The organism is Thiomicrorhabdus sp. (assembly GCF_963662555.1).
Taxonomy (GTDB): Bacteria; Pseudomonadota; Gammaproteobacteria; order Thiomicrospirales; family Thiomicrospiraceae; genus Thiomicrorhabdus.
In genome coordinates, this window is sequence record NZ_OY759719.1 from 570,122 (window position 1) to 596,412 (window position 26,291).

General features: G+C 39.3%; 21 protein-coding genes. 15 read left to right on the forward strand and 6 right to left on the reverse strand.

Annotated features, from left to right (window positions below; all coding sequences use genetic code 11):
* Nucleotides 1–15: 15 nt before the first annotated feature.
* The 5 genes from ACORJQ_RS02355 (at nt 16) to ACORJQ_RS02375 (ending at nt 5,128) form a co-directional block, all read left to right on the forward strand.
* On the forward strand, nt 16–2,343 hold the full coding sequence (locus tag ACORJQ_RS02355; protein WP_321325670.1) for a TonB-dependent receptor: 2,328 nt from the start codon (nt 16–18) through the stop codon (nt 2,341–2,343).
* A 53-nt stretch (nt 2,344–2,396) separates the two neighbouring features.
* On the forward strand, nt 2,397–3,530 hold the full coding sequence (locus ACORJQ_RS02360) for an alpha-hydroxy acid oxidase (RefSeq protein ID WP_321325671.1): 1,134 nt from the start codon (nt 2,397–2,399) through the stop codon (nt 3,528–3,530).
* Nucleotides 3,531–3,600: 70 nt separating this feature from the next.
* A complete protein-coding gene (locus ACORJQ_RS02365; RefSeq protein ID WP_321325672.1) occupies nt 3,601–4,287 on the forward strand; it encodes a Fe2+-dependent dioxygenase in 687 nt (228 codons plus the stop codon).
* Nucleotides 4,288–4,301: 14 nt separating this feature from the next.
* Nucleotides 4,302–4,589, forward strand: coding sequence for a PepSY domain-containing protein (locus ACORJQ_RS02370; RefSeq protein WP_321325674.1), 288 nt, complete (start codon nt 4,302–4,304; stop codon nt 4,587–4,589).
* A gap of 5 nt (nt 4,590–4,594) precedes the next feature.
* Nucleotides 4,595–5,128, forward strand: a complete 534-nt coding sequence (locus ACORJQ_RS02375) for a cytochrome b/b6 domain-containing protein (RefSeq protein ID WP_321325676.1) — start codon at nt 4,595–4,597, stop codon at nt 5,126–5,128.
* A gap of 126 nt (nt 5,129–5,254) precedes the next feature.
* Here ACORJQ_RS02375 and mtnN read toward each other — a convergent pair whose 3' ends face one another.
* The 6 genes from mtnN to ACORJQ_RS02405 all read right to left on the reverse strand — a co-directional run bounded on the left by mtnN (nt 5,255) and on the right by ACORJQ_RS02405 (nt 10,690).
* Nucleotides 5,255–5,947 carry a 5'-methylthioadenosine/S-adenosylhomocysteine nucleosidase gene (mtnN, locus tag ACORJQ_RS02380; RefSeq protein ID WP_321325679.1) on the reverse strand — a complete coding sequence of 231 codons (693 nt, stop codon included), beginning with the start codon at nt 5,945–5,947 and terminating at the stop codon, nt 5,255–5,257.
* Nucleotides 5,948–5,955: 8 nt separating this feature from the next.
* Complete coding sequence (luxS, locus tag ACORJQ_RS02385) at nt 5,956–6,477, reverse strand: S-ribosylhomocysteine lyase (protein ID WP_321325681.1); 522 nt, start codon at nt 6,475–6,477, stop codon at nt 5,956–5,958.
* Between the two features lie 89 nt (nt 6,478–6,566).
* Nucleotides 6,567–7,046 carry a hypothetical protein gene (locus tag ACORJQ_RS02390; RefSeq protein WP_321325683.1) on the reverse strand — a complete coding sequence of 160 codons (480 nt, stop codon included), beginning with the start codon at nt 7,044–7,046 and terminating at the stop codon, nt 6,567–6,569.
* A gap of 153 nt (nt 7,047–7,199) precedes the next feature.
* Complete coding sequence (locus ACORJQ_RS02395) at nt 7,200–8,264, reverse strand: zinc-binding metallopeptidase family protein (protein ID WP_321325685.1); 1,065 nt, start codon at nt 8,262–8,264, stop codon at nt 7,200–7,202.
* 12 nt (nt 8,265–8,276) lie between these two features.
* Entirely contained in the window at nt 8,277–9,242 is a 966-nt protein-coding gene (locus tag ACORJQ_RS02400) for an alpha-E domain-containing protein (RefSeq protein ID WP_321325687.1), read from the reverse strand.
* Nucleotides 9,242–10,690, reverse strand: coding sequence for a circularly permuted type 2 ATP-grasp protein (locus tag ACORJQ_RS02405; protein WP_321325688.1), 1,449 nt, complete (start codon nt 10,688–10,690; stop codon nt 9,242–9,244). The genes ACORJQ_RS02400 and ACORJQ_RS02405 overlap by 1 nt, the downstream gene beginning before the upstream one ends.
* 464 nt (nt 10,691–11,154) lie before the next feature.
* Between ACORJQ_RS02405 and ACORJQ_RS02410 the strand changes: the two genes are divergently transcribed.
* The 10 genes from ACORJQ_RS02410 (at nt 11,155) to doeB2 (ending at nt 26,266) form a co-directional block, all read left to right on the forward strand.
* Nucleotides 11,155–11,997 carry an HAD-IIB family hydrolase gene (locus ACORJQ_RS02410; protein WP_321325690.1) on the forward strand — a complete coding sequence of 281 codons (843 nt, stop codon included), beginning with the start codon at nt 11,155–11,157 and terminating at the stop codon, nt 11,995–11,997.
* Nucleotides 11,998–12,047: 50 nt separating this feature from the next.
* A complete protein-coding gene (locus tag ACORJQ_RS02415) occupies nt 12,048–13,286 on the forward strand; it encodes a glycosyltransferase family protein (RefSeq protein ID WP_321325691.1) in 1,239 nt (412 codons plus the stop codon).
* Nucleotides 13,287–13,297: 11 nt separating this feature from the next.
* A complete protein-coding gene (locus tag ACORJQ_RS02420; protein ID WP_321325692.1) occupies nt 13,298–15,055 on the forward strand; it encodes a sugar phosphorylase in 1,758 nt (585 codons plus the stop codon).
* A gap of 107 nt (nt 15,056–15,162) precedes the next feature.
* Nucleotides 15,163–16,620 carry a decarboxylating NADP(+)-dependent phosphogluconate dehydrogenase gene (gene gnd / locus ACORJQ_RS02425; protein ID WP_321325693.1) on the forward strand — a complete coding sequence of 486 codons (1,458 nt, stop codon included), beginning with the start codon at nt 15,163–15,165 and terminating at the stop codon, nt 16,618–16,620.
* 2 nt (nt 16,621–16,622) lie between these two features.
* Nucleotides 16,623–18,107 (forward strand): glucose-6-phosphate dehydrogenase, encoded by a 1,485-nt coding sequence (gene zwf / locus ACORJQ_RS02430; RefSeq protein ID WP_321325695.1) that lies wholly within the window; start codon nt 16,623–16,625, stop codon nt 18,105–18,107.
* Nucleotides 18,108–18,116: 9 nt separating this feature from the next.
* Nucleotides 18,117–18,842: a 6-phosphogluconolactonase gene (pgl, locus tag ACORJQ_RS02435; protein WP_321325697.1), complete on the forward strand. Its 726-nt coding sequence runs from the start codon at nt 18,117–18,119 to the stop codon at nt 18,840–18,842.
* Nucleotides 18,843–19,086: 244 nt separating this feature from the next.
* The gene (locus tag ACORJQ_RS02440; RefSeq protein ID WP_321326831.1) at nt 19,087–21,315 is read left to right on the forward strand and encodes an HAD-IIB family hydrolase; all 2,229 of its coding nucleotides are present in this window, start codon (nt 19,087–19,089) and stop codon (nt 21,313–21,315) included.
* Nucleotides 21,315–23,048, forward strand: a complete 1,734-nt coding sequence (locus ACORJQ_RS02445) for a PfkB family carbohydrate kinase (protein WP_321325699.1) — start codon at nt 21,315–21,317, stop codon at nt 23,046–23,048. Before ACORJQ_RS02440 ends, ACORJQ_RS02445 begins: the two co-directional genes overlap by 1 nt.
* 30 nt (nt 23,049–23,078) lie before the next feature.
* Nucleotides 23,079–25,034: an alpha-amylase family glycosyl hydrolase gene (locus tag ACORJQ_RS02450; protein ID WP_321325701.1), complete on the forward strand. Its 1,956-nt coding sequence runs from the start codon at nt 23,079–23,081 to the stop codon at nt 25,032–25,034.
* A 68-nt stretch (nt 25,035–25,102) separates the two neighbouring features.
* Complete coding sequence (doeB2, locus tag ACORJQ_RS02455; protein ID WP_321325703.1) at nt 25,103–26,266, forward strand: N(2)-acetyl-L-2,4-diaminobutanoate deacetylase DoeB2; 1,164 nt, start codon at nt 25,103–25,105, stop codon at nt 26,264–26,266.
* The last annotated feature ends 25 nt before the right edge of the window (nt 26,267–26,291 follow it).

Genomic DNA, 26,291 nt, shown 5'->3' on the forward strand with positions numbered 1-26,291 from the left:
AGTTTAGGGATAAATATGACGAATTCAATCAAAAAAAATGTACTCAAACCTAAGAGTTTGCGTACCGAAAAATCGAGAAAAATGCCGAATGGTAAAAGTGTTTTAGCCTTAAGTATTTCATCTATTTTAACCACGGGGGCTTTTGCCCAAGACGATGTTATTAATTTAGACACCTTACAAATTGAAGAGCGTACTATCGATACCAACCCTTATGCAGAACCAGGTGCACCTTATAAGGCTAAGTTTTCTGGTGATAGCCGTCATGTAAAACCGTTAGCAGAAACGCCACAAACCATTACCGTCTTGACTAAGACTCAAATAGACGATTCTGGTAAAACAGATTTAAAAGATATTTTACAAGCACAGCCAGGTATTACGTTAGGTACAGGTGAAAATGGTAATGCGTTTGGGGATCGTTACATTATTCGTGGTCATGAATCTCGTAGTGATGTATTTGTTGATGGTTTAAAAGATCCAGGAATGACCATTCGTGAAAGTTTTGCCACCGAACAAGTTGAAGTGACGAAAGGGCCAAGTTCAACATTTGCTGGTAGAGGTTCTACGGGTGGTGCAATTAACAGTGTAACCAAACAAGCTAGTACAGAATATGATTTTACTAAAATAAGAGGTGGTGTTGGTACAGACGATTATCGTCGTTATGAACTCGATGCTAACCATAAGTTTAATGATGAGCTTGCCGTACGCTTAAATCTTTTAGATCACTCTGAAAGTGTTCCAGATCGTTCACCAGCAGAAAGAAAACGCCAAGGTTTTGCACTTTCAGGCGTATATGAACCGAGTGATAAATTGCAAATTACGACAGATGTCTATCATCTAGAAGCGAATGATAAGCCAGACCTAGGTGGTTATATTAAAAATAATGAACCGCATGGAGATATTCCAGTCTATTTACAGGATCAGGATTTTTTAAAGTCCAACGTTGATACCGCAACCGTGCGTCTTAAATATGAAGTCAATGATTCTGTTCGTGTAGAAAACGCCACACGCTACGGTACAACGAATAATGGCTATGTCGTTACAGGAATGCGAGGTACAACAACCGATGCATCAGATCCAAATGGAGTGTATGACACCCAGTCTTTAAGCACTCACCAGGGATGGCAAGACGTTTCTTATTTTGTAAACCAACTCAATACGTTTGTTGAAAAAGAGATTGGCGGCTTTAAAAACGAAATGGTTTTTGGGGTTGAATTCTCAGATATGCACGTTAAGAATGGGGTTTATGATGTTAATAACACGGGGGCCACAAATTGTATTGTGAATGGAAGGGGTGGGCCCACGGCAAGTTATTGTGCACAAGATATCAATGGTAATACCATTCCAAACTTAAATGGCGTAATGGGTCGCAGTATTACAAAAGGCAACTATGATTCGGACTACAACATTAAAACGACATCATTATCAGCTATGGATACGGTAGAAGTAACGGATGATTTATCGGTCTTTGCAGGAATTAGATTAGATCATTTTGATTATACAAATAAGGTGCGAGACCGCAGCGGTAATCTAACAAAATACAGCTACTCGGATGATTTATGGAATGGACATTTAGGAGCGGTTTATAAAATTAATGAGCAGGGTAATATTTACGCCAGTTATAGTACTGCCGCGAATATTAATGGTGGCGAATCTGATGTGGGTACCAATAGTGGCTACGGCGGCTTAGTGGTGTATGACGGAAGTGTTGCCAGTGCAAAACCTGAAAAGACCGAAAGCTATGAGTTAGGTACTAAATGGAATCTCTTTAACGAAAAATTACTGGCAACGGCTGCTATTTTTCAAATCACCAAGTCTGATGTAATGGAAGGTGCTGACTATGACTCGGTGGGTACGTTTAATACAGGTAAAAACCAAGTAAAAGGGATTGAATTTGGCTTGAGTGGTAACTTAACCGATAAGCTATCAGTGCAAGCGGCATTAACGTTAATGGAAGCAAAAATTCTTAAGTCGCATACGCCAGCGAATGAAGGTAAAACATTAAGTAATTTCGCAGACGATTCGGCCTTTTTACAATTGCGTTATCAAGCGACACCTAAATTTGCCTTTGGTGGAAATGCGACCTATTCAAGCGAAAGCTATGCAGGACAGCCAGATACCGCCGCAGGTTATAACAGCACAACAGGCGAATATAGCGTAAAAATTCCTGGTTACACAGTGTATGACGTGTTTGCAACTTATGATGTGACACCTAAATTATCAACCCGTTTAAATATTGGTAATATCACGGATGAAACTTATTATTTAGCGGCATATAGAAGCGGTTCATTTGCTTACCTAGGTGATAAACGTAATGTTCAATTAACTGTGGATTATGAGTTTTAAATAATCAATCAGACCTTTGTGATAAAGGTCTTACAAACTTAAAGATGACTAAAATGACGATTGAACCTTTATCTCCAGCGTTACAGACCATTTCTAATGAGATTTTTTGTGCTCAGGATTACGAGGTTCTTTCTAAAAAATTTATACAACCCGCTACTTATGCCTATATTTCAGGTGGTAGCGGTCAAGACTTGACGTTATTGGCCAATGTAAATAGTTTCAAAAAACGTCAAATCTTTCCCCGAATTTTACAGGATTGCGCACAAGGGTCGACCCAGACAAAACTACTGGGACATTCGCTGCGTTCTCCTATTTTATTGGCGCCAGTTGCCTATCAAAAACTGGTTCATCCGCAAGGAGAGTTAGCAACGGTTCAGGCGGCAGAAGCTATGGATATACCACTTATTTTAAGTACGCTAGCAAGCCAGACGTTAGAAGATGTCGCCCAGAAAACAGAGCAAATAAAGTGGTTTCAGCTATATTTTCAACCTACAACCCAAGAAACGCTTTTGCTCGTAAAGCGTGCAGAACAAGCAGGTTATTCTGCTTTAGTGGTGACATTAGATGCAACCATACAAGTGCCCAGTGTTCAGGCTAAAAAAGCGGGTTTTGTTATGCCTCAAGATATGGTTGCGGTAAATGTTCAAAATTCAACGGATCTTAAGAAAAGAGTATTAGATGCCGATGATAGTCTGATTTTTCAAGGCATTATGGCTGAAGCACCGCAGTGGCAAGATTTGCAATGGTTGCAGTCTCAAACGGAATTACCCATTATTGTTAAAGGGGTGATGCATCCAAATGATGCGGTTCGTTTAAAAGAGATGGGTATTTCTGGAATCGTTGTTTCTAATCACGGTGGGCGAGGGCTGGATGGTGCACCAGCAAGCTTGGATGTTTTACCGCTTATAAGAAAAGCGGTGGGTGAAAATTATCCACTGTTATTTGATGGTGGTATTCGCTCAGGCCAAGATATTTTTAAAGCTTTGGCATTAGGGGCAAATAGTGTACTGATTGGACGTTTGCAAGTTTATGCTCTTGCTGTGTCAGGTGCCTTGGGTGTAGCTCACCTTCTTAAATTATTACAAGAAGAGTTAGAAGTTTGCATGGCTATGGCAGGTTGCGCCAGCATTGAAGAGATAAATCAACAGGCTCTTTATGAATCTCATTCCTCATTCACTGTTGAGTAAGAGTTGTGTGGAAGACAAGTAAATTTGCTTTTACGGACTGCAAAACAAATGCTAAAAATAAGGAAAAAAGATGATTTCTATTATTGAACAAGTACTGACTCAAGATGAAGTTGCACAATTTCGCCAACATTTGGATAACAGTTCTGAATGGCAAGATGGGCTGAGTACCGCAGGGACCTTATCAGGTTCTGTAAAGCGTAATTTACAGATTAATGAAGCTTCTGATATTGCCGTTTCTTTAGGGAATCATATTTTGACGAAACTGGGTAATAACCCGCAATTTATTTCAGCTGCTTTGCCTAATAAGATTTACCCGCCAAAATTTAACTGTTATCAAGATGGTGGTTATTACGGTGAACATGTTGACAGTGCCATTATGCAAGTACCTGGTACCAATATCATGATTAGAAGTGACTTGTCTGCAACCTTGTTTTTATCTGAACCAGAAGATTACGAGGGCGGTGAATTGGTTATTGAAGACCAGTTTGGTGCACAACAAGTTAAGCTAAATGCTGGCGATATGGTGCTTTATCCATCAAGTAGTCTGCATCATGTTACCCCAGTAACAAAGGGTGCACGCATTTCATCATTTTTTTGGATGCAGAGTTTAATCAAAGAAGAGCAAGCCAGAACAATGTTGTATGACCTTGATCAATCTATTCAGTCTTTATCGATTGAAAAAAACAAAGACGATTCTGATTTACTGCGCCTAACGGGCGTTTACCACAACCTACTCAGACGTTGGTCTGATGTATAAAGGAGTTATTTACTATGATTAAAAATGTAATTTTTACAATGATTATTGCAAGTTTTTCAGGTTCGGCTATTGCCGGCGCAAAATGCCCAAAACAGCCAAAAGAAAAATGGATGCATGTATTAGATATGCAAAAGAAAATCGTAAATGAATATGGTTTTGCTATTAAAAAGTTTCAAACCGATGGTCAATGTTATGAAATTTATGGCTGGGGTTTAAATGATGCAAAAGATAAATTTGTTAAGATTGAGGTATATTTCAATCCCGTAACAGGTGCGATTGTTAAAAAAGAGATTGATGATTAACAGATATGCCAAACGAAAATAGTTTTGTCATTTGGGATAAATTCATACGAATTTTTCATTGGTCAGTCGCCACACTATTTTTATTAGATTATTGGGTAGTTGAGGGCGGCGAAGATCTACATGATTGGATTGGTTATGCCATCGCCTTGCTTGTTGTATTGCGAGTAATATGGGGGTTTATTGGATCAACAAATGCTCGCTTTAACAGTTTTTGGCCATCAGTCTTCAATATAAAACAATATGTTCAGCGGTTTCCAAATAAAACGTCATACACAAGTGGGCATAATCCGCTTGGTGGCATGATGATTTTATTTTTACTGTTTATGTTATTTTTAACGGCATTAAGCGGTTGGATGCGTGGTTTAGATATGTTTTGGGGCGAAGATTGGGTTCAATGGCTTCATGAATATTCGGCCGATGTTTTAATGGCGAGTGTTTTGATACATGTAATGGCTGTTGTGATAACGCAGACATTAACCCGTGTTCCTTTAATTATTCCCATGATTACTGGTAAAAGAAAAAAACCACCGTCAAATTGATGGTTTATTGATTTGTTTGGGTTATTTTTTGATTTTACCAGGCCTGGTAAAATGCAAATACAGCTATAAAAACGCCCGCTAATTTATGAAAATTGCGGGCGTTTTTTTATTGGAGGCAGGATTAGATTAAATACGTTCTAACATGCCTAAAATCACTTTAGCTGAATGTGTGGCCGCTTGTTCTAGATATTGCTCAAACGTTTTAGCGTTTTCTTTACCAGCAATATCTGAGAGTGAGCGAATAATGACAAACGGTTTATCAAAAGTATGGCAAACCTGCGCTACTGAGGCCGCTTCCATTTCACAAGCAATCATTTCTGGGAAGTTTTTGCGAGTGCTATTCACATCTTCTGGCTGATGCATAAAGCGGTCGCCCGTGGCAATTAAACCATGCATATGAGTGACTTCGTGAAGCGATTCGATGCTTTTTTGAGCTGCTTTAATCAGAGTGTCATCTGGTAAAAAGCAAGTTGGCAGGCCTGGTACTTGACCAAGGTCGTAACCAAAAGGCGTGACGTCTACATCGTGATGACAAACTGAGCTACTGATAACAATGTCGCCAACTTCTAGATCAGTATGAAAACCACCTGCAGAACCCGTATTGATAACGTAGTCGGGTTGGAAAACTTGTAATAGCAGTGCGGTACTGATTGCGGCATTCACTTTACCAATTCCAGAACGCAACAATACAATCTGTTTGTCTGCAATGTTTCCCAGGTAATATTCAAACCCAGCATAAACTTCTGTAGTTTGATTTTCTAGTTTGCTACGAAGAAGAGTGACCTCTTCTTCCATTGCTCCAATAATGGCTATTTTCATGTTGTTTTTTAAACCTCGTTACCAAGCGATTTTAAGGTTTCTTCGCTTAGAGCGATATCGGCATTTTTATTAACGCCAATTCCGTGGTCAATAATGCTTTGAGCAATCTCTTTGGCTTCTTCTAGCGAGTGCATGACATAAGTTCCACACTGGTATTCGTTAAGTTCAGGAATATCTTCCATACGCTGCACATTCAGTACATCTTTCATGGAGGCTAACCAGGCAGTTGCCACGCGGTCTTCTGCAGGAGAACCTAATAGGCTCATGTAAAAACCAGTACGACAACCCATAGGTGAAATATCAATAATTTCTACACCATCGCCATTTAAGTGATTACGCATAAAGCCAGCAAATAAATGCTCCAGGGTATGGATCCCTTTTTCACTCATCATATCTTCGTTTGGTTTGTTAAAACGCAGGTCAAACACAGTAATGGTGTCTCCAGAAGGCGATGTCATGGTTTTTGCAACACGTACAGCAGGTGCACTCATAATAGTGTGGTCAACGGTAAAACTGTCTAGTAGTGGCATGGTTTTTTCCTAATTTTGTAGTTGATTCTTAAGTATAGCCGTTTTTATTTGTTGATTAACTCGTATAGAGAACTCTAAATTAACGGCTATTATTGCGGCAATGGATGTGTTTCATTGTTTCGGTCTAGCTCTTTTTTAATTTGCCAGCCATTGTCGGTTTTAATAAATAAGTAGTGCTTTTCAAAGTCTAGTTGGTCGTCTTTTTGAAAAGCAGGCATAGAGAGCTTTAGCATTCCTAATGACATACTGGTGGTGATTTTATCTAAGCCAGACATGGTTTTATCGTTCATGATGCTTTTAGCGTAATCTTCTAAAGAGACCAAGGCTTTACCGGTAATGGTTAATTCGGCTACGTAGTGGGTATCGTTTTGTTTATAGCCATTGTTTTTAACAACTTTACTGGCGGTAAATAAACCACTGTACTCTTTATCAAAATATTGAGCGGCCATTGACTTTACATCACTTTCAGAGGGTTGTGAGTCACCTAAGCAGGCGGTAAGAGAAAATGCCATGAGTAGCAGTAATGCTATAAAAGGGAATTTTAAAAGCGAGTTCTTAATTTGAATCATTTGATTTCCTTGTCTGCACTTAACAGAAAAATTTAATATGGCTGTTGAATATAAAAAATCATATGTAGTAAGTGAGCAATGAGTTCGTAATTTTAAAAATCAAAGGATACCATAATCCACCAGGCCAGGTGGATTGAGTTGATAAGGTTTTGCTTATTTTAAGGGTTTAGTAATGTTGCTTGGAAAATCAGCATAACCATCGATAAGTGAGTCAATAAATTCTAATTTGTTGCGAACTATTTGGGTAAGAATAAACGGGTAAGCGTCCGTTAATCCCATACTGCGGTTAAGAGCATTCATAATTTGAGCAACTCTTGCCCACTCTGAAAACCAGCTGTTAAAGTCATTGATTTTAGGTTCATAGCTACTTAATCCATAACTTACTGCTGTTTCAAGGGTGTCTACAATGTGCATGTAGTGTGCCCAGGTTTCGGCCCAATCTTCAAAAGGGTGGCTACTGGCATAAGGCGTTATAAACTGGCTACTTTTAAACTTGGGTTTCTTTTGATTATAGTAGTGTTGTAAAGCTTTTTCGTAATCTTGACGTTCATCACCAAACAGTTCTCTAAAGACCTGTAACTGATAGTCCGTTTGAATCAGTTGATCCCAATAATAGTGACCTACTTCATGCCTGAAATGACCAAGGATAGTACGGTATGGTTCGCCCATCTGTTCTTTCATTACATGCAAAAAACCCTCATCGGCTTCAGCGGCATTTATGGTAATTACGCCATTTGAGTGACCCGTTAAAACATGCTCTAAAGCGACATTAGGGTTGCTACGTTGATCTTCTAAAAAATCAAAGGCTAAGCCACCCTCTTTTTCATGATAATTTTCGATCGGCAAGTTTAAGCTGATTAAGGATGAAATAAGTTGGCGTTTTGCTCGTTCAATGGTTAGCCAACGTTGGTTGTTTTTTGGGATAGACAAGTCTGGTATATAACGTGTTGTTTTGCATGAAACACATTGCGTATCATGTTCAGATGATACTGCCCAGTTGCAATGAATCGCTGAGTTTCTGTTATTACAAGGGTGTAAAACAACAGGTGCAGTTTCATTTGTACTAGAATTGGGATGAGTAATAAAGTCGTGGTCAGTTAATACTCCGCTCCACATAGTTTGTGCTTTTGGGTCGTAAATTAAATCACGACCACATTTATCGCAAAATGCATTATTAAAGAATATCTCTTGTTTGCATTGACAGTAGAACCGCTTCAAGTTGTGAAATCCTTACTGAGTTTGTTGTTGGTTTGCAGGAAGTACAATGGGTGGATGGAACCATGTACGATAAAACTCTTTATGCAATACTGAAAGATGCATTTGTATATCATCAAGATAGTCATGCAAAACAGGTGAACCGATTTCAAACGGTATTTTTTGGTGAATCAGTTCAAGTAGATCATTAATTGCATTTGTCACTTCAGTTGAACCCGGTAAGGTAGCAACTTGGGTCTGCATCATACCAACACAGTGTCTAATTGAGCGAAATAAATCAGGGTCATTGACTAAGAATCGAATGACCGACTTACCGTTGATTTCCATCTGTAATGCTTGACGGTACATAAAATAAGCGCTCACAGATTTTAATATATTCGCCCACAAGATGCTGTCAAATTGTTTGATTTCTTGCTCTTCTAACTCTTGAGCAACAAAAAAACCACCTACATCTAAAATACGTGATGTCATATCGGCACGTTCAATTGCTGTACCCAATTGTAAAAACTGAAAGGTTTTATTTAATCGCATGGTGCCGTCCATCATTCCTGCAATCGCTTGGCATGAACGAATAACGTGTTCTAATAGTTCGTTACGTTTACTACGAGTGTTAAAGTCTTCTTGGTTATCTAATACATGAAGATAAAGTTCATTGACGTAAATCCAAGCTTCTCTAGGTAAACTGTCACGAGTAGTGCGAACATTCTCTCTAGCCCACCAAAGTGAAGAGAGTAAGGAAGCCGAATTGTCTCGATCTCCTAAAATGGCCCAGCAACAATTTTTTTCTGTTTTAGCATCGTAATGCTCGTCAAAAAACTCGTCGTTACTGGTGATTTCGATGAGAGTGTACCAAGACAACTTGACTGATTTAGGCATATCAAACATGAGCTGTGAATGCACTTTTGTAAGGCGTGCCGTGTTTTCTATACGTTCTATATAACGTGCTAACCAATAAATTCTTTCTGCAACGCGTGATAACATTATTTATCCTCCACTTTCACAATCCAGGTGTCTTTACTGCCACCACCTTGTGACGAGTTAACCACTAATGAACCTTTGACCAAGGCAACCCGAGTTAATCCTCCAGCGGTTACGTAGCTGTGTTCTCCATGCAAAATAAAGGGTCTTAAATCTACGTGACGTGCCTCAATACCTTCTTCGCAAATTGTCGGTACGGTAGAGAGTTTTAAGGTTGGTTGTGCCACATAGTTTCTAGGGTTTTCTTGAATCAATTGATAAAAGGTATCTAGCTCTTCCTGAGTTGCCTTAGTACCAATCAATAAACCATAGCCGCCAGACTCATTGGCTGGCTTTACAACTAACTCATTTAAGTGCTTTAAAACATATTCACGGTCTTTAGGGTTGCTGCAAAGATAAGTAGGTACATTGGCAATTAAAGGTTCTTCGTCTAAATAGTAACGAATAATGTCGGGTACATAAGCATATAAAACTTTATCATCTGCTACACCACAGCCTGGAGCATTCGCAATGCCCACATTACCATTTCGCCAAGCTCGCATTAAGCCAGGCACTCCTAAGGCAGAATCTTCGCGAAAGACTTCTGGATCAATAAAATCATCATCAATACGGCGATAAATGACATCAACCTTTTGTAGTCCATCAATGTTTCGCATGTAAACGCAATCATCATCGCCCACAATAAGGTCACCACCTTCTACCAATTCAACGCCCATTTCATGGGCTAAAAATGCGTGTTCATAGTAAGCCGAGTTAAAAATCCCAGGAGTGAGTACCACAATTTCAGGATCTTCAGATTCTGTTGGTGAAATAGAACGCAACATCTTAAGAAGTTCATAGGGGTATTGGTTCATTGGTTGAATATTAATGTCTTGAAACGCTTCTGGCATTGCCGTCTTAGAAACGGCACGGTTTTCTAACATATAAGAAACACCAGAAGGTACGCGAAGGTTATCTTCAAGTACATAAAATACCCCTTCATCATCACGCACTAAATCTGAACCACAAATGCAGGCCCAAGCCTGGTGCTTTAATTTCATGCCGCGGCTTTCTTCTCGATAGTCTTTAGAGGTAAGAATGATTTCAGATGGTACGACTCCATCTTTCAATATAGATTGGTCGTTATAGATATCTTCAATAAAAAGGTTAAGAGCTTTTAATCTTTGTTTTAAGCCCTCTGCAACTACATCCCATTCTGAAGATTCGATCGTTCTTGGAATTAAATCAAATGGCCAAAGACGGTCAATATTGCCTTTATCACTATAAACTGTAAATGAGATACCCATTTGTGCAATGGTCTTATCAGCAATTTTCTGACGTAACTCTAACTCTTCATAACCCAAGTTATTTAGGTGTTGAAACAGTTCTTTGCAAGCTATCCTTGGTGTTTTGTCTGAACCAATGGATTCATCATAAAAGTCATTATTGAAGTATTTTTGTTCTATTTGCATATTGACCTCACTTATTTTTTATTTAATATAGCAATTAGTACGTATTTAAAAAATAAAGTCTTAAAAATCAGTATGTTAAATATATTTAATGACTCTTTTATATAGCGTTTTGAGTGAGTTGAAAAAAAATTGCACCATAATGGTGATAAATGAGTAGGTTGTAAAGAATTAAGCGGTTCTTTGTGGCATTTTTCAATTTATCTGTAATAAAGAATAGAGTTCAAAAAATAAATCTAATGAGATAAATGATGCAATCGATATTTTTTATTAACTTAATGTTATATATGGACTTATTTTTATTTTATGGTGGCTGAATAAGTGGTTGGTAGTGATTGTTTCAAGGTGGTTTTTTAACACCGTTGGCACAATGATTGCATTAATCGGCTTGTAGCTAAGATTGCTACAAAGTGGAACATTGAGTAAAAAAAGAATTTAAACTTAATTTAAAACGCAAAGGTGCATAGATGAGAAAACTGTTGTTTACCGATTTAGATGGCTCTCTTTTGGATCATCATAATTACGACTACTCTCAAGCTCTGCCTGCGTTACAAGCTTTAAAAGCTCAAAATATTCCATGGATTTTAACCACCAGTAAAACTGCAGAAGAGGTGATTGATATCAAAAGACAGTTAGAAAACCCTTACCCATTTATTGTAGAAAATGGAGCAGGGGTTTTCTGGCCAAAACAGAGTATGCAGTTTACTGATGTGTTTGAGCGTCAATGGTTGCAAAACATTGAGATTCAAACTTGGCAAAACGACTTTGAATATATAAGTTTAAATTCCGTTTCAATGACTCAAATGCTTGAGCTTGCAAACGAATTTAGAAAAAAGCTCAATCTTATATTTACGAGCTTTTCAGAAATGAGTGCTCAGCAGGTGACCGACTGCACCGGCTTGACCGTAGAGCAATCAGCGAAAGCAAAACAACGTCACTTTTCAGAACCTTTGCTTTGGCAAGATTCAGAAGAAAAATTACAGCAATTTAAACGTGCTTTACAACCTCATGGTTTACAACTTATTAAAGGTGGCAGATTTGTGCATTTAATGGGGTTGAGTAATAAAGGCCTTGCATTACGTTTCTTGGCCGACTACTACTACCAGGCCTGGCAAACACCTATTGAAACCATGGCGTTGGGAGACGGTAATAATGATGTACCATTATTGGAGGCGAGTGATTACCCAGTGGTGATTCGCTCTCCAGTTAATCCACCTCCACAAGTGAATCACCCTAATGTAGTTGTAACCAAAGAATACGGCCCCGAAGGCTGGAACAACGCAGTTTTAAACTGGCTCGTTGTTAATTAATTACAAATTTATAAAGAGTACGCAAACCCCAAAGAAGGGAAGGAGCAAGTATGGACTTTTACCAAAATGGCATTATCACCACCTTACACAATTTAGTGGATAGGCCCATCGAGGATATGGAGGCCGACTTACTTAAGTACAGCAAAAATCGCCCTCTAGGTTTGATATTGCCAAGCTTATATTCAGAGCTACAAACCCCCGCATTAGCCAAGATTGTCGAGGAGCTTAAATCGGTTCCTTATCTTGAAGAGATCGTAATTGGTTTAGACCGAGCAAATGAAGAAGAGTACCGACATGCGTTAGAGTATTTTTCAGTGTTACCGCAAGATGTTAAGGTCATTTGGAATGATGGCCCGCGAATGAAAGCGATTCATAAAAAATTAGTAGATGAAGGGATTGCACCAGAAGCTCCTGGAAAAGGACGAAATGTGTGGTACATGATTGGTTATGTTTTGGGGTCAGATCGAGTGGAGTCGGTTGCCTTACACGACTGTGATATTGTGACCTATGAACGTTCTTTATTGGCCCGTTTGATTTATCCTGTTGCCAACCCTCAGTTTAACTATGCCTTTGCTAAAGGATTTTACACCCGTATTGCCAACGGTACTATGAATGGCCGAGTAACTCGTTTATTGGTTACGCCATTAATTAGAGCTTTGCAAAAAACGGCAGGTGAGCAGAATGAACGGGCTAATGAGTATTTAGACCATATTGATTCTTACCGTTATCCTTTAGCAGGCGAATTTGCTTTTAGAACAGGGGTGATTTCTGATTTACGTATTCCGTCAGATTGGGGACTTGAGATTGGCGTGCTTTCAGAAATGAAAAGAAACATTAGCTCTAACCGAATTTGTCAGGTAGATATTGCTGATATTTATGACCATAAACACCAAGAATTATCGCCTGAAGATGCCCAAAAAGGGCTTTCTAAAATGTCGATAGATATTGCCAAAGCGTTTTATCGTAAATTGGCTGCAGAAGGGGTTACGTTTACTCAAGAAGGTTTTAGAACCTTAAAAGCGACTTATTACCGAATAGCCTTGGATTTGATTGAGTCTTATCGTAATGACGCCATTATGAATGGCTTAACCTTAGATGTGCACAAAGAAGAAATTGCGGTTGAGATGTTTTCTGAAAACATCATCAAAGCTGGGCGTCACTTTTTAGATGCTCCAATGGAAACGCCGTTTATTCCTTCATGGAATCGTGTTTCATCTGCTTTTCCAGATATATTACAAGAAATTACCGAAGCGGTTAAGGCCGATATGGATGAGTATAAATCAAAATAACTGGGGGTTTTATGGCAACAACATTTTCCAGCGAATCAGCCTATAACGCATTGGTTGAAAGAATAACGCCCTTAATTCAGGCTTTGTACCCTAATGAAGATGCCGTTAAGTTGGCAGACAAACTAATAGAAAATACTGGCATTGATAAAGATGATTGCCAGTTGCCTATCTCTCATCAATCCCATTGGAATGAGCAAGATATTATGCTCATAACCTATGGTGATACCATTCTCAAAGAGGGTGAAAAACCTCTACAAACCTTAAAAAGCACCTTAGATACTTACTTAAAAGAAAGTGTGTCTATGGTGCATATTTTGCCCTATTACCCTTATACCTCCGATGGGGGATTTGCGGTGTCTGATTATGAAAAGATCAATCCCGATTTAGGGGATTGGTCTGACGTGACAGAGATTAGCCAAGATTACAAAATTATGGCGGATTTAGTGATTAACCATTGCTCCAGTGAGCACCCTTGGTTTAAAGCTTTTGAAGCTGGTGATCCTAAATATGAGCATTATTTTGTACAAGCTAGTCCCACCGATGATTTATCTGAAGTGGTTCGTCCACGTACTACCCCTTTATTACGTATTACCCATACTCCAGAAGGTGAAAAATACGTTTGGTGTACTTTTAGCCATGACCAGATCGACCTTAACTTTGCCAACCCAGAGGTGTTGTTAGAGATTATGCGATTAATCTCGTTGTATATTGATAAGGGAGCGAGTATTTTCAGGTTAGATGCTATTGGTTTTTTATGGAAAATTATCGGTACAACCTGTATTCATTTACCAGAAACTCACATGGCCATTCAATTGATGCGAGCGTTAATTGAATATCGTTTGTCAGATGCGATTATCATTACTGAAACAAACGTGCCTAAACGAGAAAACCTGACCTATTTCGGTAATGCCAATGAAGCTCATATGGTGTACAACTTTTCCTTACCGCCATTGTTAATTAATTCTATGATTACCGGATCGGCAAAACATTTAAAAACGTGGTTAATGTCTATGCCTCCAGCACAAATGGGGACCACCTTTTTAAACTTTATTGCCAGTCATGATGGCATTGGTGTAAGACCCGCCGAGGGGATTTTGGACCCAGAAGAATTGCAAAACATGATTTATGCATTGCAATCTTTTGGGGCAAAGGTTTCTTGGCGAGCGGGTTTAAATGGTGAAAAGCATCCCTACGAGATTAATATTGCCCTGATTGATGCATTTAAAGGTACTGCAGAGGGAGAGGATAACTACCAGATAGAGCGAATGTTATGTGCTCATGCCATAGCGATTGCTTTAGAGGGGATTCCTGCTATTTATGTACACTCTTTCTTTGCCACTGAAAATGATTATGAAATGTTAGAACAAACCGAGCATAATCGTGATATAAATCGTCATAAATGGCGTGCTGAAGAGTTATATCCTTTATTGGATAAACCTGAGAGTATACATGCTAAGGTGTTAAGTGGATTGAACAAGTTAATTAATCTACGTAAACAGCAAGCGGCCTTTCATCCAAATGCGACACAATTTACCTTACATCTGCCAGATGAGTTGTTTGGTTTTTGGCGTCAAAGCTTAATGCGACACCAGAGTATTTTTGTGGTGAATAATGTCACAAATCAATCACAAAGCTTAAGCTTGGCACAATTAAACTTAATTGATATGGATGAGTGGAAAGAGATTATTAGCGGTGAAATGATTACCGATTTATACGGTGAATACGTTCTTGCCCCATACCAAACGGTATGGATTACCAACCGTTGGTAACCTATTCGAATAGACAATTAGGTAACAAAACAAGCAATAAGAAAAATCAACCTAACAAACACAACAGTTTTAGAATTTAGACGTTAAAAACCAACAAGGAATAGAGTATGTCAGCTGCAGATATTGGTTTAATTGGCCTTGCCGTAATGGGGCAAAACTTGGTGTTAAATATGGCAGAACACGGCTTTCATGTCTGTGTTTACAACCGTTCAGAACAAAAAACCGATGAGTTTATTAAGAACCGAGCGCAAGGGTTTCCAATTAGTGCTGCTTACTCTTTAAAAGAGTTGGTTGATTCTTTGGCCGCACCTCGTAAAGTCATGTTAATGGTTAAGGCTGGTGATGTGGTTGATGCCTTTATTGAACAGCTTGTTCCTTTATTAGATAAAGGCGACATCATTATTGATGGTGGTAATTCGCTGTATATTGATTCAAACCGCAGAACCAAAGAATTAGCCGAGAAAGGGATTTTGTTTATTGGTACAGGTGTTTCTGGGGGCGAAGAGGGTGCTCGTTTTGGGCCATCAATTATGCCAGGTGGTAATAAACAGGCCTGGGAAAGTGTTAAACCCATTTTTCAATCAATTGCCGCTAAATCGGGTGATGAAGCCTGCTGCGATTGGGTAGGTGACGATGGTGCTGGGCACTATGTAAAAATGGTGCATAACGGGATTGAGTATGGTGATATGCAACTGATTTCAGAAGCCTATCAATTAATGCGAGAAGGCTTAGGTATGAGTGCTGACGAATGCCAAGCGGTATTTGCTGACTGGAATAAAGGCGTTTTAGACTCATACCTAATAGAAATTACTGCTGAAATCTTAACCTTTAAAGACACAGATGGTGAGCCGTTGGTTGATAAGATTTTAGATGCAGCGGGTCAAAAGGGTACTGGTAAATGGACTGGTATTAGCTCATTAGAGCTCGGTATTCCTGTTACTCTTATTACCGAGTCTGTTTATGCACGTTGTTTATCCGCTTTAAAAACAGAGCGTGTACAGGCCTCTAAAATTTATCCAAGAACCGCATCGACTAAAACCTATACGGCTGAAGAAAAACAAGCCATTGTAGCCTCAATTCATGACGCTCTATATGCCTCAAAAATCATCTCTTACGCACAAGGTTATATGCTAATGGCAGAAGCTGCTAAAGCGTACAGCTGGGACTTAAATTACGGTGGTATTGCCTTAATGTGGCGTGGTGGTTGTATTATTCGTAGCCGTTTCTTAGAAGAGATTAAACACGCTTACGAAAAACAACCAGGCCTGGCAAATCTACTGCAAGCACCTTTCTTTGAAAAGGCCATTAAAACCGCAGAAGATCACTGGCGTAAAGCCGTGGTTTTTGGTATTGAACAACAAATTGCGACTCCAACGTTAAGTTCTGCCTTAGCATTTTTTGATGGTTATCGTAGTGAAGTTGTGCCAGCCAATTTATTGCAAGCACAACGTGATTACTTTGGTGCTCATACCTATGAGCGTGTTGATGCTCCACGTGGAGAGTTCTTCCATACCGATTGGATTCAATCTGGCGGTAATGTCAGCTCTACGACTTATGAGGTTTAATCATGGTTGAACCGTGTACTTATGTGGTGTTTGGTGCGACAGGGAACTTGTCTCTAACCAAATTAATGCCTGCTTTTTATCACTTAGAATGTGTTGGTCGCTTGCCTGAAGGAATGCGTATTGTGGCGATAGGTCGCCGTGAATGGCATCTTGAAGACCTAATGGCTGAAATCAAAAAGCATATTGAGCCTGTCGCACGTGGCGGAATCAATCACGATATTTTTAAAGCCTTTGCAGAGCGTATGGATTACGTGCAAATGGATATCTCAAATGCGGAATGTTATAAAAATTTGGCTGCCACTTTGGGGCAAACCAAATTCTCTTCTAAGATTGCATTTTATCTCTCGCTTGGCCCAGATATGTTTGCTCAAGTAACCCATGAATTAAAAGAAAATGGGTTGCTTGACGAATCAAATGGCTGGAAACGTGTGGTGCTAGAAAAACCTTTTGGCTATGACGTAGAAAGTGCCGCCGCATTGCAAAATAAAATCAGTAAGGCATTGTCAGAAGAACAGACCTATCGTATTGACCATTACCTGGGCAAAGGCATGGTGCAAAACGTGATGGTGTTTAGATTTGCCAACGCCTTAATGGAACCACTATGGAACCGCAATACTATTGATCACATTCAAATCACTCATGCTGAAGACAAATGTGTAGGTACTCGTGCAGGTTACTATGATCACAGTGGTGCATTGCGTGACATGATTCAAAGTCACCTTTTACAGCTGTTGGCATTAGTGGCAATGGAACCGCCTGCATCTATGGATGCAGAATCTTTACGTGATGAAAAAGTGAAGTTGCTCAAATCCATTCGTCCTATTAATAAGAAGCAGGTTAAGGGACAGGCCTATCGTGCCCAATATGCTGAAGGGATTATTCATGGTAATCATGCGGTCAGCTATCTAGAAGAGCCTGGTGTAGCCCCTGATTCGGTCACAGAAACCTATGCGGCCATTAAGTTATATATTGATAACTGGCGATGGGAAGGTGTGCCTTTTTATATTCAGACGGGTAAAAATATGAAGCAGTCTAAAACACTAGTTTCAATTTGTTTTAAACACCCACCAAAACAGTTTTTTAGAGATTCTCAAGTTAAAAAAATGGAACCTAACTGGATTGTATTTGGTATCCAACCAAATGAATCAATCAAAATAGAGATGATTGCTAAACAACCAGGCCTGGAAATTAATACTGAGCAAATTAGTTTAGATGCAGCCATGAAGTACGATGAAAATTCTAAGATAGATGCTTATGAAGAGCTACTGTTAGATGTTATTAAAGGCGACAGATCACTGTTTTTACGTTTTGATGAAGTCAAAGCAGCCTGGGATGTCGTTGACCCGATACTGACTGAATGGGCAAGCCAAACCAGTTATATTGATACTTACGCATCAGGTAGTTGGGGGCCAGAAGGGTCACAAAAGCTATTTGATGATCATGAACAATCTTGGCGTACCTATATTAACCCGCACTGCAAAGAATAGGAGATGGTTGTGAACGCTTCTTTACCAGCAAATTGGCAATTGTTTGATGATGCAGAAACGCTTGCCCAGCAACTAGTAGAAGAAATTCTTAATATTGCTGACCAGGCCATTCAGAAAAGAGGAGCGTTTCATTTCGTGACAGCGGGAGGTTCAACACCAAATCGTTGTTATCAATTATTGGCCGAACGTCAAGCCGATTGGAAAAACTGGCATATATATATGGGCGATGAGCGTGTATTACCATTTAATCATGCCGAACGAAACTCTCAAGCTTTACTCAAATACTGGTTAAGCAATAATCTTATACCCGTCAAAAATATTCACTTTATTAATACCGAGGCAGGAGCTCAAAAGTCTGCTAAAGCCTATGCAAAGCTAATTGAATCTATTGATCATTTTGACGTGTGCTTATTGGGCATGGGTGAAGATGGACATACTGCAAGTTTGTTTCCAGGTCATGAACAAGGCCAGAGCATTGAACAGGTTTTTGTAAATGATAATGTTCAACAGGCTGATATTATTATTGAAAACAATTCACCTAAACCACCTAGCCAAAGGGTGAGTTTAAGTTATTCAGCATTTGCTAAATGTGATTTAGTGATTAAGCTTATTACTGGTGAGTCTAAACGTGATGCCATCAAGCAATGGTTAAATACTGAAGGTGAACTACCCATTCAAAAAGTGCAGGGTAAGCAGACTAAGGTATATATTGCTCAAGACTCTTTACCTGACTAAGCTTCAAAAATATAAGTTTTTAGAACTTAAAAAATTTTAAGTACATGATTTCTTGGCTCTGTTCTAGAGTTATCTTTCTATTTGATCTTGTTTTTAAAATCTTCAATTTGATAACCTTAAATACTATTTAAGTACAACTTAAGTATTTCTTAAATCTGAGATTCCTCTTTTAGAGTATGTTATAAAAGAGAGAGTTAAAAATTCAATTAGCCTTTTAACAAAATTGATTTCTAAGCTAACAAGAATAGTCAATAGAGTGAAAAGTATGAATAAAAAGCAAGCAGATATGTATATCGCCCTAATTAGTGTTCATGGTCTTATTCGTGGAAAAAACCTGGAATTAGGGCGTGATGCGGATACTGGTGGCCAAACCCTTTATGTTCTTGAACTAGCCCAAGCTTTATCAGAAAGACCAGAAGTTGGTAAAGTAGAGCTTTTTACCCGATTGGTTAAAGATGACTCGGTTGACCCTGAATATGCACAACCAATTGAACAAATAAATGACAAACTGTCTATTGTTAGAATGGAAGCAGGCCCAGAAGGCTATATTTTTAAAGAGCAGTTGTGGGATTATCTTGATACGTTCGCCGACAATGTGATGGAATATTTTCGTGATCAAGACCATTACCCGGACATTATTCACAGTCATTATGCCGATGCGGGATATGTCGGTAGTCAGTTAGCCAATCAATTATCCATTCCTCTTATTCATACAGGTCATTCATTAGGTCGTGTAAAGCGAGCAAGGCTGTTTGCTAATGGTGTACCTAGTGAAGAGATTGAAGGCCAATACAACATGTCTAGGCGAATTAACGCTGAAGAGCATGTTTTGGCCACTGCAGAAAGAGTGATTACCAGCACCCACCAAGAAATTGAAGAGCAGTATGAAATTTACGACTTTTATCAGCCTGAGCAAATGCGGGTTATTCCACCAGGAACAAACCTCAATCAATTTCAGCCACCTCGTGGCGATGAGCTCGATTCGGAGCTTTATAAGCAATTAACTTATTCATTAGTAGATACCAAAAAACCACTGATACTTGCACTTTCAAGACCTGATCCACGTAAAAATATTTCTGCGTTAATTGAGGCCTATGGGCAATCATCTGAATTGCAAGAAAAAGCCAACTTATTGATTATTGCCGGTAACCGAGATGATGTGGAAGACTTAGAGTCTGGTGCTCAAGAGGTGTTTCATGAAATTTGGTCAATGATTGACCGCTATGATTTATATGGCAAAGTTTCTTTACCCAAACATCATAGTCGCAACGATGTGGCTTTTATTTATCGCATTGCGGCGGCATCAGGTGGCGTATTTGTTAATCCAGCATTAACAGAACCGTTTGGATTAACCTTAATTGAGGCATCCGCATCAGGGTTACCACTTGTAGCAACCGAAGATGGTGGACCAAGAGATATTATTGAGAACTGTCAAAACGGCATTCTAATCGATCCATTAGAGCCGCAAACCATTACCCAGGCTTTACTTAAATTATTTAATCAGTCTGAAATAAAAAATCAAATGATTCAACAGGGTTTGGTAGGAGTCAAGCAGCACTATGCTTGGGCAGCCCATGCTGAAAGATATATACAATTAATTACGCCAATTATTGAAAAATCAGAGCGCTTACCGAGAACGCCAATAGCAAGGCGTTCTGCACTTTATAAAGATCGTGCTTTGGTGACCAGTCTAGATCATAACTTAGTTGGTAACCCAGAAGCGTTAAGTAAGCTTATTGCGTTAATAAAAGAACATAGAAAATCAACCTTATTTGTGGTGGCGACCAACAGAAGAATGGATTCAGCACTGCGTTTGCTTAAACACTTCAAGCTTCCAGAGCCAGATACCTTGATTACCAGCTCGGGAACCGAAATTTACTATGCTCCTAAACTCACTAAAGATAAGTATTGGGCAAAACATATCGACTTCCACTGGGGAAGACATAAAATTAAAGCATTATTGGACGAGCATCCTGGCTTATATCTGCAGCCAAAATCAGAGCAAACGCCTTTTAAAATCAGTTATTACTTAAATCAAGATGTAACCGATTTAGATCATATTAACGGTATTCTTCACCAAGAAGATGAGTCGGCAAATACTCAGCTTTCATTTGATAAATACCTAGATATATTGCCTATGAGAGCCTCTAAAGGGATGGCTCTTCGCTATGTAGCAGATCGTTGGCAAATACCATTAGAAAATATCCTGGTGATAGGTGGTTCTGGTGCGGATGAGAACATGATGCGAGGTAACACGCTTGCTGTTGTCGTGGCGAACCGACATGACGAAAAGCTTTCACATCTGCCAGAACTTGAGAAAATTTATTACGCTAAGAAAAGTTATGAAGAGGGTATTTTAGAAGCTATTGAACACTTTGATTTCTTTGGTAAATGTTGTCCACCAGAACAACAAGTAGCCACTGAATTAGGTTCTGAAACCAATAACGACTCTCCTGAAAATGAGGAGACTTAATGATGAAATTGCTTCTTTGTACGGATATGGATCGTACGGTTATTCCAAATGGTATGCAACAAGAAGCCTTGAATGCCCGTGAAAATTTGACTCAATTTTGTGATTTGCCATCGGTAAGTTTGGTTTATGTGACAGGCCGCCACTTGGGGTTAATGCAGCAAGCGGTTACAGAGTATCAATTACCACAAGCAGACTTTGCTATTACCGATGTGGGTACTCGTATTTACCATTACAAAAACCACCAATGGCACCCTATAACGGCTTGGGAAAAAGAAATTGATCAAGATTGGCAAAACCCTGATTTAAAGGTAGAACCAAAGCAAATTTATGATTTGCTTAGTTCAATACCAGGCCTGTCATTACAAGAGTTTGAAAAACAGAATTCACATAAAATCAGTTTTTATATTGACCTTCAAACCCTCGATGAACAAACCTGCTTAACTGAAGTTAAAAAACAACTTGCTCCGCTAAAGATTCAAACCAATTTAATTTGGAGTATTGATGAAACCAGCAATACGGGTTTACTTGATATTTTGCCACCCAAAGCCAACAAACTTCACGCCATACAGTTTTTGCAGGAATATTTAGGGTATTCAGCACAAGAAGTGGTATTTGCAGGAGATAGCGGTAACGACCTTGAAGTATTGATTAGTCCAATTCAATCGGTTTTGGTTGCTAATTCTACGCCAGAGTTAAAACAACAAGCGTTAACTTTGGCGAAGCAACGTGGCACTGAGCAACAGTTTTATCAAGCCAATAATAGGGGCAGTAATAACGGAAACTATAGCTCAGGTGTATTACAAGGCGTGATGCATTACTGTCCAGAATTTAAGTCAAAGATTGATAATATGAATATACCTCAAGAGACAAAAATTACTTTATTTGGAGAAGTTTTATTTGACTGTTTTAGTCAGCAAGGAAACGATGTACAAGTGCTAGGTGGTGCTCCTTTTAATATCTGTTGGCACCTGCAAGCTTTGAGCGATAACCCTATTTTTATTTCACGAGTGGGTAACGACCTTCTTGGCAAAAAGATTATTCAGCAAGCAGGCGATTGGGGGATTTCTACAAACAATATACAAATTGATGAAGAGCATCCCACAGGGCAAGTGCAAGTAACGTTTATTGAAGATGAACCACACTACGATATTAAAATTAACAGTGCTTACGATTTCATTAATCAAGCTGAAACAGTCTTACCAAATCCAAAAGGCATTCTCTATCATGGGTCTCTTGCCCTAAGAAGTGATTATGCAAAAACACAGTTTCAAAAACTGGTTGATTCTGGTGATTGGGATATTTTTTTAGATGTGAACTTAAGAGCTCCTTGGTGGGATAAACATAGCCTGATTCAGTGGATTAAACAATCAAGATGGGTAAAACTGAATATAGATGAATTACGTGAATTAGGGTTTGTTCAATCCAATCTTGAAACCGCAATTAAAGCCTTTCAAACCGAATTTGGTAATGAACAAATTATTGTTACCCAAGGAGCTAAAGGCGTTACTGTATTAACTGAAGACGGTTTTTTTAGAGAAACGCCAGACAAAGTTGATCAGTTTATTGATGCGGTTGGTGCGGGTGATGCCTTTACCGCAGTGTATATGCATGGTTTAATAAAAAATTGGTCAACTCAACAAACACTTGCTACAGCACAGTCGCTCGCGAGCAAAATTATTGGCATTCGTGGTGCCACACCTGAACATAAATCCTTTTATCAGTCGCTACTTTAAGCTGATTCAATACAAACTAGTTAAGAGCCTATGTACGAAGAAATCTCTCATTCGTTATTGAACGATATACTCAATCAAATCAAACCTGATATTTATAAAAAAGATCTACGCCATTTCTATACCCGCTTAGGGGCAAATTTTTATGCGATTCATGGTTTATTTGCAAAGTTATACGGTAACCGTCCTGATTTTGACCAACAGTCTTTAAAGTTGGTTGAAACCATGGCCAGAAAATACATCAAACGTTCAGATGAATTAAAGCAGCAAGACATAGATCGAGAGAAAGACTACAACTGGTTTTTAAGTCAAAAATGGGTAGGCATGGCACTTTATGCCAATGGCTTTGCTAAAGATTTAAAAGATATGCGGGGACATCTAAGTTACCTACAAGAGCTAGGTGTCAATTTAGTGCATATTATGCCGATTATGAAATGTCCAGAAGGCCAGAGTGATGGTGGTTATGCGGTAAGTGATTTTCGTGAGATTGATGACCGTGTGGGTTCTCTTGAAGATTTAAAAAACCTATCGGAGGATATGCGAGAACGCGATATGTTATTGGCGTTAGATGTCGTTTTAAACCACACCTCAGACGAACACGAATGGGCAGAAAAAGCCCGTGAGGGTGATCCTATTTACCGTGATTATTACTACACATTTGAATCTCGAAATGTCCCAGACATGTTTGAACAAAGTATGCTGGAAGTGTTTCCAGAAACCGCACCAGGTAATTTTACTTGGGATGAAAAAATGCAGCGTTGGGTTATGACGGTATTTAATAATTACCAGTGGGATTTAAACTACAGTAATCCCGCCGTTTTTATTGATATGCTTGATATTATTCTTTACTGGGCAAACCAAGGCGCAGATATTTTACGTTTGGATGCGGTTGCCTTTCTTTGGAAAAAACTCGGTAGTACCTGCCAAAACGAACATGAAGCCCACTTAATATTACAACTGCTTAAAGATTGTTGTCAGGTAGTGGCACCTGGCGTATTGTTTATTGCTGAAGCGATTGTGGCACCCTCAGAAGTGACTAAATATTTTGGTGAAGATGCGGTTATTGCCAAAGAGTGTGAGATTGCCTATAACGCGACTTATATGGCGTTATTATGGGATGCCGTTGCAACCAAAAATGCCAAGCTATTAACCCAGGGCATTAAAAGTTTACCTGTCAAATTAGAGCGTGCAACCTGGTTAAACTACATTCGCTGTCACGATGATATTGGTTTAGGGTTTGATGATAAAGATATTATTCAAGCGGGTTATGAACCACAATCACATCGTCGATTTTTAATCGACTATCTAACTGGGCGTTATGACGATTCTCACGCTCGTGGCCTACCTTTTGCAGAGAATTTCAAAACGGGCGATTCGCGTATTTCTGGCTCTCTGGCCTCATTGATTGGATTGCAGTATGCAACCAATTCAGGAGACATTGAAGCACAAGAAAATGCAGTTAAACAGATTCTGCTTTTGAACAGCATGATTTTGTCGTTTGGTGGTATTCCTCTACTTTATTATGGTGATGAAGTTGGTACCTTAAATGATGACTCCTATCTCGATGATCCGCATAAAGTTGACGATAATCGCTGGGTACATCGTCCATGTATTAACTGGGGAAAAGCTGAGCAACGCCATGTTACAGGAACCATTGAATATGAAATATTTAATGGAATTAAAAAAATGATTTCTGTTCGTAAAGAAATCAATGTCTTTGCTGATTTTAATAACCGTGAGTTAGTCGATGTCAGTAATCCAAATTTATTTGTCTTTAGTCGCTTTAACCCTCAAAAATCGAGTGATCGAGTGTTGGTCGTAGCCAACTTTAACAACCAACCACAAAAGTTAGAATTAGAAGAGGTGAATGGTTGGGGCAGTTATGACCAAGGTCAATTATTTGATTTGGAAAGCCGCCAGCAACCTGAAATTTATAATAATTCATTAATTATTCCTGGTTTTGGTTTCTACTGGCTTAGAGAGATGTAGTTAATTACATAGTAAAAAGTTTTAAGGAACAAAGTACGAAAAGTCTGTTACCAGAAAAGAGGGGTTAAATGGAGTGGCAAAAAGCGGTACAGAATGCAATCGAACTGAGGCATTGGTTTCATCAGCACCCTGAATTGACTTGGCAAGAAGAAAATACTGCACAAAAAATTCGTGAATGTTTAGATGAGTGGGCCGTTCCTTGGCGAGCTTGTGCGACTTACGGAACAGTTGCTACGCTGGCTGCAAATAAAGCTGGAAAGCATATTGCATTGCGTGCAGATATGGATGCTTTGCCCATACAAGAGCAGGTCGATGTCCCTTTCTGTTCAAGCTTTGACGGTAAAATGCATGCTTGCGGACATGATGGGCATATGGCTGCACTGTTGGGTGTTGTGTATTGGTCGAAACAAAATGAAGTTAGCCTTGAAGGTCCTGTGAGTTTTCTATTTCAGCCTGCGGAAGAAGGCGGGCATGGTGCTAAAAAAATGATAGAAGACGGTGCTCTTGAGCAGGTTGATGTAATCTATGGCTGGCACAACTGGCCTGCTATGCCATTTGGCCGCGCAGTTTGTCCAGATGGCCCTGTGATGTCAGGTAACGGTAGTTTTCATATAGCGGTGAATGGGTTAGGAGGTCATGCTTCACAACCTGAGGCTTGTCGTGATCCAGTGTTGGCGGCAGCGGCAATTACTTTGAATTTGCAGCAGATTGTTAGTCGACGTTTACCGCCGCAAGCGGCGGCAGTTATTAGTGTTACCCGTATTTTGGCTGATTCTGATGTCACTATTATTCCTCAAACGGTAAAAATCTCAGGTGGCATTCGCTTGTCTGACCCTAAGTGGCGTCCTAAATTGACAGAGCTCATAACGCAGATTGCAGAAGATACCGCTTTATCTTATGGCGTGGAGGCTGAAGTTGAGGTCTTACCTCGTTATGAGGCTACAGTGAACAATCACTCAGCTGCAGCACATTTCCGCGATGTGCTAAAAGATGAATTGGGTAATACTTATGATCAAGTCGATTTAATGCTACCTATTATGGCCTCAGAAGATTTTAGTTATTATCTAAATGAGATTCCGGGTGCCTTTGCTTTGATAGGTATGTCTGAGCAACAGGGAAACCAATCCATATATCATTATCCTTGCCACAACCCTCACTATCAATTTAATGATCGTCTAATTGAATTGGTCATGCGTAGTTTTTCAAAAATAATAGGCATAATTCCTGCTTGAGTTAGTTTGACTGCACTAAAGTGGT

What these genes read in the sequence shown, in the direction of transcription:
- ACORJQ_RS02355 (WP_321325670.1), top strand. Translation starts at nt 16, where the DNA reads ATGACGAATTCAATCAAAAAAAATGTACTCAAACCTAAGAGTTTGCGT.
- ACORJQ_RS02360 (WP_321325671.1), top strand. Translation starts at nt 2,397, where the DNA reads ATGACGATTGAACCTTTATCTCCAGCGTTACAGACCATTTCTAATGAG.
- ACORJQ_RS02365 (WP_321325672.1), top strand. Translation starts at nt 3,601, where the DNA reads ATGATTTCTATTATTGAACAAGTACTGACTCAAGATGAAGTTGCACAA.
- ACORJQ_RS02370 (WP_321325674.1), top strand. Translation starts at nt 4,302, where the DNA reads ATGATTAAAAATGTAATTTTTACAATGATTATTGCAAGTTTTTCAGGT.
- ACORJQ_RS02375 (WP_321325676.1), top strand. Translation starts at nt 4,595, where the DNA reads ATGCCAAACGAAAATAGTTTTGTCATTTGGGATAAATTCATACGAATT.
- mtnN (WP_321325679.1), bottom strand. Translation starts at nt 5,947, where the DNA reads ATGAAAATAGCCATTATTGGAGCAATGGAAGAAGAGGTCACTCTTCTT.
- luxS (WP_321325681.1), bottom strand. Translation starts at nt 6,477, where the DNA reads ATGCCACTACTAGACAGTTTTACCGTTGACCACACTATTATGAGTGCA.
- ACORJQ_RS02390 (WP_321325683.1), bottom strand. Translation starts at nt 7,046, where the DNA reads ATGATTCAAATTAAGAACTCGCTTTTAAAATTCCCTTTTATAGCATTA.
- ACORJQ_RS02400 (WP_321325687.1), bottom strand. Translation starts at nt 9,242, where the DNA reads ATGTTATCACGCGTTGCAGAAAGAATTTATTGGTTAGCACGTTATATA.
- ACORJQ_RS02405 (WP_321325688.1), bottom strand. Translation starts at nt 10,690, where the DNA reads ATGCAAATAGAACAAAAATACTTCAATAATGACTTTTATGATGAATCC.
- ACORJQ_RS02410 (WP_321325690.1), top strand. Translation starts at nt 11,155, where the DNA reads ATGAGAAAACTGTTGTTTACCGATTTAGATGGCTCTCTTTTGGATCAT.
- ACORJQ_RS02415 (WP_321325691.1), top strand. Translation starts at nt 12,048, where the DNA reads ATGGACTTTTACCAAAATGGCATTATCACCACCTTACACAATTTAGTG.
- ACORJQ_RS02420 (WP_321325692.1), top strand. Translation starts at nt 13,298, where the DNA reads ATGGCAACAACATTTTCCAGCGAATCAGCCTATAACGCATTGGTTGAA.
- gnd (WP_321325693.1), top strand. Translation starts at nt 15,163, where the DNA reads ATGTCAGCTGCAGATATTGGTTTAATTGGCCTTGCCGTAATGGGGCAA.
- zwf (WP_321325695.1), top strand. Translation starts at nt 16,623, where the DNA reads ATGGTTGAACCGTGTACTTATGTGGTGTTTGGTGCGACAGGGAACTTG.
- ACORJQ_RS02445 (WP_321325699.1), top strand. Translation starts at nt 21,315, where the DNA reads ATGATGAAATTGCTTCTTTGTACGGATATGGATCGTACGGTTATTCCA.
- ACORJQ_RS02450 (WP_321325701.1), top strand. Translation starts at nt 23,079, where the DNA reads ATGTACGAAGAAATCTCTCATTCGTTATTGAACGATATACTCAATCAA.
- doeB2 (WP_321325703.1), top strand. Translation starts at nt 25,103, where the DNA reads ATGGAGTGGCAAAAAGCGGTACAGAATGCAATCGAACTGAGGCATTGG.